Origin of the sequence: Thermopolyspora flexuosa, assembly GCF_006716785.1 — a bacterium.
Lineage (GTDB): Bacteria > Actinomycetota > Actinomycetes > Streptosporangiales > Streptosporangiaceae > Thermopolyspora > Thermopolyspora flexuosa.
This window is the reverse complement of record NZ_VFPQ01000001.1, coordinates 3818915-3834469: the sequence shown is the minus strand read 5'-3', so window position 1 is coordinate 3834469 and position 15555 is coordinate 3818915. Positions and strand designations below refer to the sequence as shown.

Annotated in this window: 17 protein-coding genes and 1 pseudogene; 14 read left to right on the top strand and 4 right to left on the bottom strand. The window is 72.9% G+C overall.

The features are described from left to right. Positions 1-375 precede the first annotated feature (375 nt). The 14 genes from ffh (at position 376) to dprA (ending at position 12498) form a co-directional block, all read left to right on the top strand. Positions 376-1929, top strand: a complete 1554-nt coding sequence (ffh, locus tag FHX40_RS16240; RefSeq protein WP_142260412.1) for a signal recognition particle protein — start codon at positions 376-378, stop codon at positions 1927-1929. Positions 1930-1967: 38 nt separating this feature from the next. Next, positions 1968-2105: a hypothetical protein gene (locus FHX40_RS25135; RefSeq protein ID WP_170198856.1), complete on the top strand. Its 138-nt coding sequence runs from the start codon at positions 1968-1970 to the stop codon at positions 2103-2105. A gap of 324 nt (positions 2106-2429) precedes the next feature. Further along, the gene (gene rpsP / locus FHX40_RS16235) at positions 2430-2885 is read left to right on the top strand and encodes a 30S ribosomal protein S16 (RefSeq protein WP_142260411.1); all 456 of its coding nucleotides are present in this window, start codon (positions 2430-2432) and stop codon (positions 2883-2885) included. 1 nt (position 2886) lies between these two features. Continuing rightward, positions 2887-3129, top strand: a complete 243-nt coding sequence (locus FHX40_RS16230; protein WP_142260410.1) for an RNA-binding protein — start codon at positions 2887-2889, stop codon at positions 3127-3129. Positions 3130-3368: 239 nt separating this feature from the next. Next, positions 3369-3884, top strand: coding sequence for a ribosome maturation factor RimM (rimM, locus tag FHX40_RS16225; RefSeq protein WP_142260409.1), 516 nt, complete (start codon positions 3369-3371; stop codon positions 3882-3884). Next, a complete protein-coding gene (gene trmD / locus FHX40_RS16220) occupies positions 3884-4717 on the top strand; it encodes a tRNA (guanosine(37)-N1)-methyltransferase TrmD (RefSeq protein ID WP_142260408.1) in 834 nt (277 codons plus the stop codon). The genes rimM and trmD overlap by 1 nt, the downstream gene beginning before the upstream one ends. 294 nt (positions 4718-5011) lie before the next feature. Next, positions 5012-5377, top strand: coding sequence for a 50S ribosomal protein L19 (rplS, locus tag FHX40_RS16215; RefSeq protein WP_142260407.1), 366 nt, complete (start codon positions 5012-5014; stop codon positions 5375-5377). Positions 5378-5488: 111 nt separating this feature from the next. Continuing rightward, positions 5489-6394, top strand: a complete 906-nt coding sequence (gene lepB / locus FHX40_RS16210) for a signal peptidase I (RefSeq protein WP_142260406.1) — start codon at positions 5489-5491, stop codon at positions 6392-6394. Further along, positions 6391-7095, top strand: a complete 705-nt coding sequence (gene lepB, locus FHX40_RS16205; RefSeq protein ID WP_142260405.1) for a signal peptidase I — start codon at positions 6391-6393, stop codon at positions 7093-7095. Before lepB (FHX40_RS16210) ends, lepB (FHX40_RS16205) begins: the two co-directional genes overlap by 4 nt. Before the next feature lie 121 nt (positions 7096-7216). Continuing rightward, positions 7217-7903 carry a ribonuclease HII gene (locus tag FHX40_RS16200; protein ID WP_142260404.1) on the top strand — a complete coding sequence of 229 codons (687 nt, stop codon included), beginning with the start codon at positions 7217-7219 and terminating at the stop codon, positions 7901-7903. A gap of 99 nt (positions 7904-8002) precedes the next feature. Beyond that, positions 8003-8326, top strand: a complete 324-nt coding sequence (locus FHX40_RS16195) for a DUF2469 domain-containing protein (RefSeq protein WP_142260403.1) — start codon at positions 8003-8005, stop codon at positions 8324-8326. 463 nt (positions 8327-8789) lie between these two features. After that, the gene (locus FHX40_RS16190) at positions 8790-9143 is read left to right on the top strand and encodes a YraN family protein (protein WP_142260402.1); all 354 of its coding nucleotides are present in this window, start codon (positions 8790-8792) and stop codon (positions 9141-9143) included. Beyond that, on the top strand, positions 9144-10802 hold the full coding sequence (locus FHX40_RS16185; protein ID WP_142260401.1) for a YifB family Mg chelatase-like AAA ATPase: 1659 nt from the start codon (positions 9144-9146) through the stop codon (positions 10800-10802). Between the two features lie 694 nt (positions 10803-11496). Further along, positions 11497-12498, top strand: a complete 1002-nt coding sequence (gene dprA / locus FHX40_RS16180) for a DNA-processing protein DprA (protein ID WP_244941599.1) — start codon at positions 11497-11499, stop codon at positions 12496-12498. Between the two features lie 192 nt (positions 12499-12690). Here dprA and FHX40_RS25520 read toward each other — a convergent pair whose 3' ends face one another. The 4 genes and pseudogenes from FHX40_RS25520 to FHX40_RS26290 all read right to left on the bottom strand — a co-directional run. Then, complete coding sequence (locus FHX40_RS25520; protein ID WP_189136236.1) at positions 12691-13002, bottom strand: hypothetical protein; 312 nt, start codon at positions 13000-13002, stop codon at positions 12691-12693. A gap of 423 nt (positions 13003-13425) precedes the next feature. After that, positions 13426-14022 (bottom strand): M23 family metallopeptidase, encoded by a 597-nt coding sequence (locus tag FHX40_RS16170; RefSeq protein ID WP_142260400.1) that lies wholly within the window; start codon positions 14020-14022, stop codon positions 13426-13428. A 280-nt stretch (positions 14023-14302) separates the two neighbouring features. Further along, the gene (locus FHX40_RS26295; RefSeq protein WP_373286903.1) at positions 14303-14623 is read right to left on the bottom strand and encodes an MBL fold metallo-hydrolase; all 321 of its coding nucleotides are present in this window, start codon (positions 14621-14623) and stop codon (positions 14303-14305) included. Positions 14624-14864: 241 nt separating this feature from the next. Next, a pseudogene (locus FHX40_RS26290) lies at positions 14865-15245 on the bottom strand (MBL fold metallo-hydrolase); the annotation flags it as partial. Positions 15246-15555 lie beyond the last annotated feature (310 nt).

The following is a 15555-nucleotide window of genomic DNA, read 5'->3' as shown; positions in this document are numbered from 1 at the left end:
CCCGCCGAACGAGCGGAAGGCCGGGCCGCCCCCGAGCCGGCCGCGGTACGGCCGTGCGGCAGGCGCGGACGCCGCCCGAGACGGGCGCGGAGTCGGGCGGTCATCCGTGTCGCCGGGGGCGGCGCCGGTCGGCGCCGCCGTTTCGGCGTTTCCGGGACCGGGTCTCCGGCCGGACTCCAGCGACCGGGGCCGGTGCGCGGCCGGTCGTCCGGGACGATCGGTTCGGCCCGGCCGTACGGCGCGGCGATCACGGTGCGCCGCCGCGGTGCCGCCGGATCGGGCCGCGCCCTCGCGGGGAGGCGGAAGCGGATAGGCTGGGGCTAGTCGCAGACGACGCAGTAAGCACGGACCATTCGCGCAGAGGCTGGCCAACACGTGTTTGAGACCCTATCCGACCGGCTGACATCGGTATTCTCCTCCCTTCGCTCGAAGGGCAGGCTCTCGGACGCCGATATCGATGCGACCTGTCGGGAGATCCGGATCGCCCTGCTGGAGGCGGATGTCGCGCTCCCGGTGGTGCGGGCGTTCGTCGCCCGGGTCAAGGAGCGTGCGCGCGGCGCCGAGGTCTCCCAGGCGCTCAACCCGGCCCAGCAGGTCGTGAAGATCGTTCATGACGAGCTGATCGAGGTGCTGGGCGGGGAGACCCGCCGCCTGCGGTTCGCCAAGACGCCGCCCACCGTGATCATGCTGGCGGGTCTGCAGGGTTCCGGTAAGACCACGCTCGCGGGCAAGCTCGCCCGCTGGCTGCGCACGCAGGGCCACGCCCCGCTGCTCGTCGCCTGCGACCTGCAGCGGCCCAACGCGGTCCAGCAGCTCTCCGTGCTCGCCGAGCGTGCGGAGGTGGCGGTCTTCGCCCCCGAGCCGGGCAACGGCGTCGGCGACCCGGTCGACGTCGCCCGCCGGTCGATCGAGTACGCCCGCCAGAAGAACCACGACATGGTCATCATCGACACGGCGGGCCGGCTCGGCATCGACCAGGAGATGATGAAGCAGGCGGCGGACATCCGGGACGCCGTCCAGCCGGACGAGATCCTGTTCGTCGTCGACGCCATGATCGGCCAGGACGCGGTCACCACCGCCCAGGCCTTCATGGAGGGGGTCGGCTTCGACGCGGTCGTGCTCACCAAGCTCGACGGCGACGCGCGCGGCGGTGCCGCGCTCTCGGTGCGGCACGTCACCGGCCGGCCGATCATGTTCGCGTCCACCGGCGAGAAGCTCGAGGACTTCGACCTCTTCCACCCGGACCGGATGGCGTCGCGCATCCTCGACATGGGTGACATCCTCACCCTGATCGAGCAGGCGCAGCGCACCTTCGACGAGCAGGAGGCCGCCAAGATGGCGGGCAAGCTCGTCTCGGGTGAGGAGTTCACGCTCGACGACTTCCTCGAGCAGATGATGATGGTCCGCCGGCTCGGGCCGATCAAGAACCTGCTCGGCATGATGCCCGGCATGGGGCAGATGCGCGACCAGCTCAACAAGATCGACGATCGCGACCTCGACCGGATCGCCGCGATCATCCGCTCGATGACGCCGGCCGAGCGGCGCGACCCGAAGATCATCAACGGCTCGCGGCGGGAGCGCATCGCCCGCGGTTCCGGCGTGACCGTCACCGAGGTGAACAACCTCGTCGTGCGCTTCTTCGAGGCGCAGAAGATGATGAAGCGCATGGCGAGCGGCCTCGGCTTCCCCGGCATGCCGGGCGGGCGCAAGGCCAAGGCGCAGAAGAAGGCGAAGAAGGGGCGCCGGGTGAGCGGCGACCCGCGCAAGGCCGCGCTCGGCAAGGCGGGCGCCCGGCCGCCGCAGGACGCCCCGCAGCTGCCCCCCGGCCTCGGCGGGCTGGGCGGGCTCGGCGGCGGCAAGCTGCCGCCCGGCCTCAACCTGCCGCCCGGATTCGACCCGTCGAAGCTCAAGTTCCCCGGCAAGAAGTGACCGCCGCGGGGTGATCCCGGCAGCGGAAGGGAAACCACATGACCGCCGAGCACGAGGACGACGAGGACAGGGGCGCGCGGTTCGACCGGCGCATGCGGCTCATCTGGGCGTCGATCATCGTGGCGTTCATCGCGCTCACCGCCCTGCAGCTCCTCGGGGTGGTACGCCCGAAGTGACGCCCGGCGGTGGGGCGCCTCCCGCCCGGTCGTCCGCCCGCGGGCCGGGTGCGACGACGGGACGGGGCCGGTAGCCTAGTGGGCTACCGTAGTGAGTACCGTGCCGGTCGAGGCCCCGGGGCGGGCATCGGCGTGCGACGCTCCGGCGGCTGCGTCGCGGAACGCTCTGCGGTTCTGGCAGAATGACATGTTGGAACACCGTGGCCGGCCGGGCGCCCTCTCATCTCCGGCGGTCGCGCTTGTCCCTGGAGCGTCCTTTCGTCGTGCCCCACTCGATGTGACGGCGCTCAAACACGTCTCGAAGTCCAGGAGTTGACCACACCCGTGGCAGTCAAGATCAAGCTTAAGCGGCTCGGCATGATCCGCAATCCGCAGTACCGCATCGTCGTGGCCGACAGCCGGACCAAGCGGGACGGCCGCGCGATCGAGGAGCTCGGCATCTACCACCCGAAGGAGCACCCCTCGCGCATCGAGGTGAACTCCGAGCGGGTGCAGTACTGGCTGGGGGTCGGGGCCCAGCCGACCGAGCCGGTGCTGAAGATCCTCAAGCTCACCGGTGACTGGCAGCGGTTCAAGGGCGACCCGAACGCGGTCTCCAAGGTTCAGGTCGCCGAGCCGAAGCCGGATCGCCACGCGATCTACGAGGCCGCGGCGAAGGAGGCCCTCGCCGGGGACACCGGCGCGCCCGCCCCCACGCCGCGCAAGTCGAAGAAGAAGGAGACGGCCGAGAACGCCGCGGAGTCCGCCCCGGCCGAGCAGTCTTCGGAAGGCGGAGCCTGAGGTGCTCGAGGAGGCCCTCGAGCACCTGGTCAAGGGCATCGTCGAGAATCCCGACGACGTCCGGGTCCGCGCGCGCCGGGTCCGCTCCGGACGGGTCCTGGAGGTCCGGGTCCATCCGGAGGACCTCGGCAAGGTCATCGGGCGCAACGGCCGTACCGCCAAGGCGCTGCGCACGGTGGTGAACGCGCTGGCCGGCGGCAAGCACGTCCGGGTCGACCTGCTCGACCTGAACGAGGGCCGCTGAGCCCGGGCGCACCGCGCCGGACCGTCACCGGCCGCCGCCCGCGCGGCCGGTCCGCACCGGACCGTGGCCGAGCACGCCCGTGTCCGGGTGCCCGTGGCGCCGTCCGCGGTGTCGCCGTGCCGTACAGGTGCAAGCCCTCCTCCGTCAGGGGACCTGCCCCGCCCGTGGCCGGGCGTGCGGCGGTCCCCTGACGCGCTGTGGGGGCCTCACGCAACGTCTGCGAAGAAGGGGATCGTCACGTGCAACTCGTCGTCGGCCGGATCGGGCGCCCCCACGGCATACGCGGCGAGGTCACGGTGGAGGTCCGCACCGACGATCCGGAGCGGCGCTTCGCGCCCGGGGCGGAGTTCGCCACCGATCCGGCGTCGGCCGGGCCGCTCGTGGTGGCGGGGAGGCGCTGGCACTCCGGCGTGCTGCTGCTGCGGTTCGAGGGGGTGAGCGACCGCAACGCGGCCGAGCGGCTGCGCAACACGCTGCTCCTCATCGACTCGGCGGACGTGCCGCCGCCGGAGGACCCCGACGAGTTCTACGACCACCAGCTCATCGGCCTGCAGGTGGCCACGGTCGGCGGCGAGGTCGTCGGCGAGGTGACCGACGTGCTCCACCACGGCCAGGACCTCCTCGTCGTCCGGCACCAGGGGCGCGAGGTGCTCGTCCCGTTCGTCAAGGCGATCGTGCCCGAGGTGGACCTTGCCGCCGGGCGGCTCGTGATCGACCCGCCGCGCGGGCTGCTCAACCCCGACGAGGCCGTGTGATGCGCGTCGACATCATCTCGATCTTCCCCGAGTACTTCACGCCGCTCGAGGTGTCCCTCATCGGTAAGGCGCGCAGCCGCGGCATCCTCGACATCCGGCTGCACCAGCTGCGGGACTGGACCCACGACGTGCACCGCACCGTGGACGACACGCCGTACGGCGGCGGCCCCGGCATGGTGATGAAGCCCGAGCCCTGGGCCGAGGCGATCGACGCGGTGATCGCGTCCGCCGAGACCGAGGGCGCGCTCCCGCGGCTCGTCGTGCCCACCCCGAGCGGGCGGCCCTTCACCCAGAAGGTCGCGCTCGAGTACGCCCGGGAGCCGTGGCTGCTGTTCGCCCCGGCACGCTACGAAGGCATCGACGCCCGTGTCGTCGAGGAGTACCGCGAGCGGCTGCGGGTGGACGAGGTGAGCATCGGGGACTACGTGCTCGCCGGGGGCGAGGCGGCGGTGCTCGTCATCGTCGAGGCCGTGGCCCGGCTGCTGCCCGGCGTGCTCGGCAACGTCTGCTCGGTGGCCGACGACTCGTTCGCGCCGGGGGCGATGGAGAACCTGCTCGAGGGCCCCGTGTACACCAAGCCGCCGGTGTGGCGGGGGCACGAGGTGCCGCCGATCCTGCTGTCCGGGCACCACGCCGCGATCGCGCGCTGGCGGCGCGACCAGGCGCTGCGCCGTACCGTGGAGCGGCGGCCGGACCTCGCGGCCCGGCTCGACCCGGCGACGCTCGACCGGCGTGACCGCGAGGTGCTCGAGGAGGCGTGGCGGGCGGTCCGCGGCGAACCGGCGGCCGAGGAGGAACCGGCCGTCGAGGGCGAGCGGCCCGGCGTCGCCTGACGGCCGGCCGTACCTCGGTGCCCCGGTGGCGACGGGACCGGGGCAAATCGGTGGAGAACGCACCCCGCTCGGACGCTTTGTTTCGCGCCGGGAGCGAACCTGTGGCAGACTGAATCGCTGTTGCCAACTGTCTTCGACCTCGCGATCGGACGCACGGTTGGCGCGGTCGGCCGGGTCGCCACCGTCCCGGCCAGGTAGACGTATCCAGCCCAGTGCGTGTGTCCCCCTCGCCGTCGCGCGTCGGCGTGACCGGGTGGACCTCCGCGCGCTCGCGTTTGATGAGGAACCGCTGTCATGCACACCGCGATCCAGGAACTCGAGAAGGCCTCGATGCGCACCGACATTCCGGACTTCCGTCCGGGTGACACGCTGGAGGTGCACGTCCGTGTCGTCGAGGGCAACCGGTCCCGCATCCAGGTCTTCAAGGGCTTCGTGCTGCGCCGGCAGGGCGGCGGCATCCGGGAGACCTTCACCGTCCGCAAGGTGAGCTACGGTGTGGGCGTCGAGCGCACGTTCCCGGTGCACAGCCCGGTCATCGAGAAGATCGTCGTGGTGAGCCGTGGCCACGTCCGCCGTGCCAAGCTCTACTACATGCGGGACCTGCGCGGTAAGGCCGCCCGCATTCGGGAGCGGCGTGAGGCGGCCCCGGCGGCCAAGTAGCCTCGATCGCAATGAAATGGCCCGTGCCGCCTTTGGCGCGGGCCATTTCTCGTGTGATCGTGTCGAGTCGGACGCCCGTGGCGCGGGCCATATCATCTAGGCTCGTCAGCGATGGCTAGCGAGGACCAGGGGTACGGCGCACCGGCCCGCCGCCCCGCCGGGGACGAGGTGGACGTGGTCGCTGAAGACACTCAGCCGCCCGCCGCACAGGGCGGGAAGGGGAAGGGCAAGAAGGACAAGGAGGAGAAGAAGGGCTCCTTCTGGCGGGAACTGCCGGTGCTGGTGGTGGTCGCGCTCGCGCTCGCGCTCGTGATCAAGACGTTCGTCGTCCAGGCCTTCTACATCCCGTCCGAGTCGATGGAGAACACCCTCCTCACCAACGACCGGGTCCTGGTCAACAAGCTCGTCTACCACGTGCGCGACATCGAGCGCGGCGACATCGTGGTGTTCTCCGGCGTGGACTCCTGGGACCCCGAGGTCGAGATCGAGGAGCCGTCGAACCCGGTGGCGGCGGTCGCCCGGTGGCTCGGCACCGCGTTCGGGTTCGTGCCGGGGGAGAAGGACTACATCAAGCGCGTCATCGGCATCCCGGGCGACAAGGTCAAGTGCTGCGACAGCGAGGGGCGCATCACGGTCAACGGGGTGCCCCTCGACGAGAGCTCCTACCTGTACCCGGGCGACCAGCCCTCCGAGCGGCCCTTCGAGATCACGGTGCCGGAGGGGCGGCTGTGGGTGATGGGCGACCACCGCTCGGTGTCCCTCGACTCGCGGGCGCACCAGGGTGACCCCGGGGGCGGCACGATCCCGGAGGACCGGGTGATCGGGCGCGCCTTCGTGATCGTGTGGCCGTTCTCCCGCATGGGCACCCTGCCGATCCCGGACACCTTCAACCAGGCGGCGCTCAAGGCCGCCGGTGCGGTGACCGGCCAGGCGCCGCTCATCCTCGGCTGCATCGGCGCGCTGCCGATCATGGCGCTGCGGCGCCGCCTCACGCGCCCGGTGGGTGAGCTGGCATGAGCCGTACCGGCAACGACACGGGCAACGTGCCCGAGAACGCGCCCGCGGCCCCGAGCGAGGAGGCCACTGCGCCGGCGGCCGCCGCGGACGAGAAGGACGGGGAGACGGCGAGCACCCGGCCGGCGAAGAAGCGCAGCGCCTGGCTGGAGTCGCTCATGCTCATCGCCGGCGGCGTGGTGGTGGCGCTGCTGCTGCGCGCGTTCGTCATCGGCACCTTCTGGATCCCGTCGGAGTCGATGGAGAACACCCTGCTCGAGCACGACCGGGTGCTGGTCAACCGGCTGTCCGGCCCGCCCCAGCGCGGCGACGTCGTGGTGTTCAGGGGCTGGGACGGCCAGGAGTGGATCAAGCGGGTCATCGCGGTCGGCGGCGACACGGTGAAGTGCTGCGACAAGAAGCACCGGCTCTCGGTGAACGGCGTGCCGGTCGACGAGGAGTACCTCCACCCCGGCGACTACGCCTCGGGTGAGTCCTTCGAGGTGAAGGTGCCGAAGGGACGGCTGTGGGTGATGGGGGACCACCGGGTCGCGTCGCGTGACTCGCGGGCCTTCATCAACGACAAGCACTCCGGCACGATCTCCGAGGACGCGGTGGTGGGCCGGGCGTGGGCGGTGTACTGGCCGCCGTCCCGGATGAAGCTGCTGTCCACGAACGCCTTCGAGAAGGTCCCCTCGCCCTCCGGTGCGTCGGCGTCCCGGTGACGTGCTCCGCCGTGGGCCGCGCCCTGCCGCTCGGCGCCCGCGCGGGACGGGACGGCCGGGCCGGGAGTGGCGGTTATCGTATGGCCGCCGCGGCGCGAGGCGGCATACGCTGCGTACTGTCATGACTGTTGCCTATCGGCCGCGCCCGAGCGTCGTCCGGCGGGATTCGGGACTCTACGGCTACGAGCGTGCGCTCGCCCGGCGAGGGCTGTCCCCGATCGCCGGGGTCGACGAGGCGGGGCGGGGTGCCTGCGCCGGGCCGCTGGTGGTCGCCGCGGTCATCCTGGGACGCGAGATCGACGGGCTCACCGACTCCAAGCTGATCACGCCCGCGCGGCGGGAGGAGCTGTACGAGCGCATCATGGCGACGGCGCGTGCCGTGCACGTCGTGGTGATCCCTCCGGCCGAGATCGACGCCCGCGGGCTGCACCGGTGCAACGTCACCGGGATGCGCCGTGCCGTCGCCGGGTTGAGCTGTGAGCCCGGGTATGTACTCGTCGACGGCTTCGCGGTGCCGGGGCTGCCGGCGCCGTCCCTGGCGATCTGGAAGGGGGATCAGGTAGCGGCCTGCGTGGCGGCCGCGTCCATCGTGGCGAAGGTGACCAGGGACGGCATCATGACCACCTTGCACGAGTCCTTTCCGGAGTACGGCTTCGCCGAACACAAGGGGTACGTCACCCCCGCGCACCGGGCGGCGCTCGCCAGGTACGGGCCGAGCCCGCACCACCGCTTCTCGTTCGTGACGGTGGCGCGGTCCGGCAGGGGGGAGAGGATACGGGACAATGAACTGGGGGCCGGCGTTGCCTGATCGGGCATGCCGATCTGGGCGCGATGCGGCGCGATATCGGGCACCGACCGCGCGAGACCAGGTGCATGCGACCCAGAAGCACGGAACAGGAGGACCGGAATGAGCGCAGAGGATCTCGAGAAGTACGAGACCGAGATGGAGCTGCAGCTCTACCGGGAGTACCGCGACGTCGTGGGCCTGTTCACCTATGTCGTCGAAACCGAGCGGCGGTTCTACCTCACCAACTCGGTCGATCTCGACGTGCGCACGGCCGAGAACGGGGACGTCTACTTCGACGTGCGGATGCAGGACGCCTGGGTCTGGGACATGTACCGCCCCGCGCGGTTTGTGAAGAACGTCCGCGTGGTCACGTTCAAGGACGTCAACATCGAGGAACTCGCCAAGCCCGACCTCGAGATGCCCAAGGAGGGTTTCTCGAGCTGATCCGTTGCGCCCCGCCCGCCCGGCGCCCGAGCCGATCGGTGCCTCGGCGGAGGCACCGGGCGAGCCGGCAGGGGCCTCGTGAGCGGCACGCCGATCGTCGCGGTACGCGGGCAGTGGCCCGCCTACGGTCTCCGCTGACCGTCGTACGCGTCTCCCATCGACGACGCCCGGCCACCGGTGCCTGGCCGAGGTGCCCCGGGTCTCCGCCCGCCGTGGGCCTCGAGGGGCGGATGGGCGCGTCCCCTGGCGCCCTGCCGTGTCACGGGGTGGTCGTCGCCGTCATCCGTGTCTCGCATCGCGGCCGTCCGACCGTGAGGTCGAACCTCCCGCCTCTCCGTTGATCGCGCCGCCGTTCGTACGGCTCGGCCGGCTGTTTCCACAGGCCGTGGTTGTCCACAGAATCGCGCTCTAACGCCGTGCCGGGGTGCCGCTCCCGCGATGGTTGTGGGCCGGAGGTGGTCCCATGGCCGTTGGTAATGCGCTCGGCAGACACGGCGAGGAGATCGCGGCCGCGTTCATCCGGAACTCCGGCATGCGCATCCTCGAACGCAACTGGCGTTGCCGGGAGGGCGAGGTCGACATCCTCGCGCGGGACGGCGACACCCTGGTCGCGGTCGAGGTGAAGACGCGCTCGGGGCACAGTCACGGCACGGCGCTGGAGGCGGTGACCCCGGAGAAGGTGGCCAGGCTGTACGGCCTCGCGACCCGCTGGCTGGCCGGTCGGCGCGAGCGGTTCGCGCGTGTGCGGGTCGACGTGGTGGCGCTCGAGCGGTTCGCGGGCGAGTTCGTCGTCCGCCACGAGCGGGGGGTGAGCTGAATGCCCGTCGCCCGCACCCGCTGCGTCGCGCTGGTCGGCATCAGCGGCCGGGTGGTGGAGGTCGAGGCCGACGTGGGCCGCGGCGTGCCGGGCATCCATTTGATCGGCCTTCTCGACACCGCGCTGAGCGAGGCGCGGGGCCGCGTCCGCTCGGCCGTCATCAACAGCGGGTTCGCCTGGCCCGACGCCCGGATCACGGTGAGCCTGTTTCCCGCCGGCCTGCCGAAGAAGGGCGGCCACTTCGACCTGGCGATCGCCGTCGCGATCGCCGGAGCCGCGCGGCTGGTACACCCGGACCGGATCGCGGAGCCGTTCTTCATCGGCGAGCTCGGCCTCGACGGATCGATCCGCCCGGTGCGCGGCGTGCTGCCCGCGGTGCTCGCCGCCGCGGAGGCGGGCGCCCGCACCGCGATCGTCCCCGCGGCGAACGCGGCCGAGGCGCGCCTGGTGCCCGACATCACCATCGTCCCGGCAAGCTCGTTCGCCCGCCTGGTCGAGTGGCTGCGCGAGGACGGCGCGCACGGCCGGTCGCCGATCGACGCCGCGGATCCGCCCGAGGCCCGTACCGCCGAGACAGGGAACGCGCAGGACCAGGCGACGGGTGCCGCCGCGGACGCCGGCGGTCCCGGGCACGGCGACGGCGTGGAAGCCGCGGAGCACCCGGCGGTGCCCCAGCCGACCGGGCTGTGGGAGGCGCGCCGCCCGCTCGACCTCGCCGACGTGGTCGGCCAGGCGGAGGCGCGACACGCCCTCGAGGTCTGCGCGGCCGGTGGGCACAACCTGTGGATGCTCGGCCCGCCGGGCACCGGCAAGACCATGCTGGCCGAGCGCCTGCCCACGCTGCTGCCCCCGCTCGACCGCGACCAGGCGCTGGAGGTCACCGCGATCCACTCGGTGGCGGGTGCCCTGCCGCCCGGCAGCCCGCTGCTGACCCGCGCGCCGTTCGTCGCCCCGCACCACACCGCCACCGCCGCGGCGATCATCGGCGGCGGCACCGGCCTGGTACGGCCCGGCGCGGTGAGCCTCGCCCACAGGGGCGTGCTCTTCCTCGACGAGGCGCCGGAGTTCCCCGCCACGGTGCTCGACTCGCTGCGCCAGCCGCTCGAGTCGGGCGTGGTCACCGTGGCGCGGGCCGCAGGCGCCGTGACCTTTCCCGCCCGGTTCCTCCTCGTCCTCGCCGCCAATCCCTGCCCCTGCGGCCAGGCCGGCATGGCCGGTGGCAGCTGCGGCTGCACCCCCAACATCCGCCGCCGCTACCTCGCCCGGCTCTCCGGCCCGCTGCTCGACCGCGTCGACGTGAAGGTCACCCTCCACCGGTTCACCCGCCGCGAGCTGCTCGCCGACCGCCGCTTCATCGAGTCGAGCAAGACCGTCGCCGAGCGCGTCCTGCTCGCCCGCGAACGCGCCGCCCGCCGCCTCGCCGGGACGCCGTGGCGCTGCAACGCCGAGGTCCCCACCTCGGTCCTCCACCGCGAGCTCCGCATCCCCGAGGACGCGATGGCGCCGCTCCAGCGGTGCCTCGACACCGGCGAGCTGAGCGCCCGCGGCGTCGACCGCGCCATCCGGGTCTCGTGGACCCTCGCCGATCTCGCAGGCAAGGACCGTCCCACCGCCGACGAGACCCACGCGGCCCTCACCCTCTGGCGAGGTGCGCCATGAACATCCGCCACACCCGCCCTTTCACCCGCGTCGCGATACGCGCGTCTGTGCCGTGCGGCCGTCCAGCAGCCGTCATCGCTCCGCACCGGCAGCCACCTCCTGGCGAACGGGACCGTCGAGACGGCGAGCCTCGCGTCGCCGATGTGCCGGTTCGCCGCAGCGGCCCGCCCGGACATCGTGGTGATCGGGGACGGCTGCCGGCCGGTGCCGCGGGGTCGGAATCCGCGGCCCCTGCGCTCGACAGGCTTCGCCTTGGGTCGGGTGGTTCCGAGGCAGGTGGTGCCGCATGGTGAACCCGCACGCCGAGAGCCCAGGATCCGCCGCGCGACCGGTCTCCGACGACGAGCGTGCGGCCCGGGCCACGCTGATGCGCGTCGCCGACCCGGGTGAGCGGGTCATGGGTCACCTGCTCGACCATCTCGGGGCCGTGGAGATCCTGCGGCGGCTGCGTCAGGGCGGAGACGCGCGGCGTCTTGCCCGTGAGCTCGCCGCCGAGTGCCGCGCGGCCCAGGAGACCGCGCGGGACGGTGCCGTGGCACCTGCCGACGTTGGCGTCCCAACCCGGTCCGCGGACGGGGAGACGGCCGAATCCACGGACGGTGGCGGCCCGGACGGTGGCGGATCGACCGGTGCCGGTGGGGAAACGGACGCGGATGGCGCGGATGGCGCCGCGCCCGGAGAGCGGGCGGGGCCGGTGGTCGTCGGGACGCGGGGTGATCTGCCGCGGCTCATCGAGGCGTGGCGGGCACGGCTCGAGCTTGCCGATCCGGAGCGGGACATCGCCGCAGGGGAAAGCGTGGGGGCACGGCTCATCGTGCCGGGCGACGTCGAGTGGCCCACCCAGCTCGACGATCTCGGCACGGCCCGGCCGTACGGGCTGTGGTTGCACGGGGACGCCGACCTGCGCTTCTCGTGCCTGCGGTCGGTCGCCGTCGTCGGCTCCCGCGCCGCCACCGCCTACGGGGTGCACGTGGCGGCCGAGTTCGGCGCCACCCTCGGCGACGCCGGCTGGACGGTCGTCTCCGGCGGCGCCTACGGGATCGACGGGGCGGCGCACCGCGGCGCCCTGGCGAGCGCGTCACCGACGATCGTGGTACTCGCCTGCGGCACCGACGTCGACTATCCCCTCGGCCACCACGACCTGTTCCGCGCGGTACGGGACAACGGCCTCCTGGTCAGCGAGTGCGCGCCGGGCGTGCGGCCCACCCGATCCCGGTTCCTGGTCCGCAACCGCCTCATCGCCGCGCTGTCCCGTGGCACGGTCGTCGTGGAGGCCGCCCTGCGCAGCGGCGCGCTGAACACCGCCGGCCACGCCGAGTCGCTGCGGCGCCCGGTGGGCGCGGTGCCGGGCCCGATCACCTCCGCCGCCTCGGCCGGATGCCACCGGCTCATCCGGGAGGGCAGGGCGGTCTGCGTCACGAACGCCGACGAGGTGGTCGAGCTGGTCGGCGTCATCGGCGACGACCTTGCGCCCCGGCGCCGGGGACCGGTGCTTCCCCGCGACCTGCTCAGCGAGCCCATGCGCCGGGTACTCGACGCGGTGCCTGCGGGAGTGGGCGCCGGGCCCGCGACCATCGCGGTGGCGGCCGGAGTCGATCTGCCCACCGTGCTCAGCTGCCTCGGTGGCCTCGCCGCCGCCGGATACGTCGAACGCCACCGGCGCGGCTGGCGGGTGCGGCCGGACCGCGGTCGCTGAGCCGCCGAGGCAGGTACGGCCGGGCGGGCGGCCATCAGCAGCGCGACGGACGGTTCCAGGCACCGCGTCACCCGTGTATCGTCCACCGCTCGGTCGCCGGACGGTGCGCCGCGCTGAGGGCCGTATCAAGCGGTGATCGTCACTGCTCGCGTGGAGCTGCGGGCTTGGCTGCGCGGGCCGACGACTGCGGGTTCATCGGGGGCGATACCGCCTTCTACCCGGCATGCGCATCCGACTGGGAGCGCCGAGGGGAGCCTGCCAGACCGGAAACAGCGGATCGAGGTGCCGCGTAACCAGCGCTTCCGGGATGTTCGCCCCGGCGGCGTGCGCCGCGTACGCCATGAGCGCCTCGCGCTTCAGCTCGGCCGCAGCGACCGGATCACGGTGGCGGCTCTCGGTGTGCAGGCGGAGCCGCCGCCAGATGCGGTAGACCAGCCCGGCGACCTGCCGGTCCCGGTCGAGCACGGTGACGTCGAGGCGGCGGCCGTCGCGCAGGCCCACCACGTACCGGCGGCTGCCGAGCGTGTCGTCCTCGATCCGGCGGGAGCCCGCGGGCGCGAAGCCGAGCCCGCCGGTCGGTTGTCAGCGGGCGAGCTGCGGCCGAGCGTCAGGCCCGCATGGTGATCGTCGTTGTTTCCGAGGCGTTGGGGACTCGGCTGCGCGGGCCGACGACTGCGGGTTCATCAGGGGCATTCTGCCCGGCATGCGCATCCGGCTGGGAGCGCGGAGGGGAGCCTGCCAGATGGGAAGCAGCGGATCGGGGCGCCGAGCGTTTCGCCTGCCGGTCGGTTGTCAGCGGGCGAGCAGCGGCCGAGCGTCAGACTCCGCGCGGGGATCGTCGTTGTTCCCGAGGCGCAGTGGCTCGGCTGGGTGGGCGGAGCGTCCGCGAGCTCATCGAGGGTTGTGCCGCCTTCCGCCTCGGCGCGCTCACCCGCCGGGAGCGCCGAAGGGGACGCCCCAGATGGGAAGCAGCCGTACCCGGGCGTGGCCCAGCAGCAGGAGCGGGTCAAGGTACCGGTCCCCGCGGAGCAGGCCCCAGTGGAGGCAGGACGTGGGGCAGTGGCCGGGCAGCGGCTCCAGCACGCCGATCACGTCGCCGGGCCGTACGGTCGCGCCACGCTCGACCAGCGGGCGCACCGGCAGGTACGTGGTGCGCAGCCCGCCCTCGTGCAGGATCGTGACCACGCCCCGCCCGGCCACGTCGCCCGCGTACCCGACGCGTCCGGCCCCGGCGGCGTGGATCTGTGTCCCCGGCTCGGCGGCGAGGTCGACGCCCCTGTGCCCGGACAGCCACGGCAGAGAGGGAGGGGCGAAGTGTCGCAGCACCCGGATCGGCGGGGCCAGCGGGGCGCGCCAGCGCGGTTCGAGTGTCTCCGGCACCGTGGGCGTCGGCGTCGGGGTGGCGAGCATGAACACGGCGAGCGCGGTCAGGGCGGGTACGCCCCGCGCGCGGGCTGCGGCGCGGACGCCGAGCCGGGACGCCGTCCGCAGGAGGAGACGCGGCCGGGTCGAAAGCCAGGTCATGTGCCGAACTCTCGCGGCGCGGACCCGCTCCCCGCGGCGGCGAACGGGATTCTGTGGACGACTGCGGATCACGTGTCGCGCTTTCCGCCATTTCCTCCACGAGCGTCGCGGTGATCGCCATGGCGAGGTCTCGGCGACATGGCGGCTCGACGATGTCGCCCGACTCATGCCGGCACCGGTGGCCGGCCTGTCGGCCGGTCGTGGGGCGCACATCGCCTTCCCGGCCGTCCCGCGCCGGGGCCGGTCGGCACAGACAGGGCGGCAAAGGTGGACGAGGCGGTCAGGAGGTGGCCGGAGGGGTGGTGCGCTTGGGGACGGGGACGCGGAGCAGGTCGCGGGCGAGGACGATGTCGCCGGTGTAGTGCTCGGCGGCCTCGGCGAGGAAGCGGGGCTCGTCGTCGGTGGAGTAGCGCTCGGAGAAGTGGGTGAGGACGAGGCGGCGTATGTTGCACTCGGCGGCGACCCGGCCGGCCTGCGCCGCGGTGAGGTGGCCGTAGGTGTCGGCGAGGTCCTTCTCGGTGGACAGGAAGGTCGACTCGATGACGAGCAGGTCCACCCCGTCGGCGAGGGCGAACACGTTGTCGCACAGGCGGGTGTCCATGACGAACGCCGCGCTCTGGCCGGGGCGGGGGACGCTGCACTGCTCGAGCAACACGGTGGACCCGTCCGGGGCGGTGACCCGGCCGGAGGCCTGGAGTTCGCGCACGGCCGGGCCGGTGATGCCGTACCGGGCGAGCCGCTCGGGGAGCATTCGGATGCCCGCGGGCTCGTCGATCCGGTAGCCGTAGGCGTCCACGGAGTGGGAGAGCGGGCGGGCGGTGAGTTTGACCGGTCCGGCGTCGAACTCCGCCACGGCACCGCTCACCGGCACGGGCCGGATCACCTCGGTGTCCGTGAACTCCGCGGCGTGCCGTAGGCGCCGCCAGTACGCCTCCCCGCCGGCCGGGTAGACGGCGTGTACGGGGGTGGGGCACCCCGTCCCGGGCGATGCGCTGGACCACGCCGGGCACGCCGAGGCAGTGGTCGCCGTGGAAGTGGGTGATGCACAGCCAGTCGATGCCGTGCACCGTCACCCCGGCGTGCAGCATCTGCCGCTGGGTCCCCTCGCCGGGATCGAACAGGAAACCGGCCCCGTCCCAGCGCAGCAGGTACCCGTTGTGGTTGCGCAGGCGGGTGGGAACCGCGCTCGCGGTGCCGAGGATGACGAGTTCACGGATCGACACGAGCGCGATGGTATTCGCGGCCGGTGATTCGGTCCTTCGGCTCCGGCCCGCCCGGGGCGCGGCGTCGGGCCGGATACCGCACGCCGGCGCATACGGCGTTCGCTGCGCTCGTGACCGGCGGCGCTCCGGAGGTGGGGCGATCGGCCGCTGCGGCGCGAGCCGTCCGGGTCGGCCCTTCAAGAGGGCCGCGCCTGCCAGAGGGCCAGGTCGTGGAACGGCGTGACCGCCCGGGCCGGTCCTCCGTGGCCCGCGAGCGGGTGATTCGGTGGCTGCGCGCGGGCCGCCGTGTTCGTGGTAATTCCGTAATCTT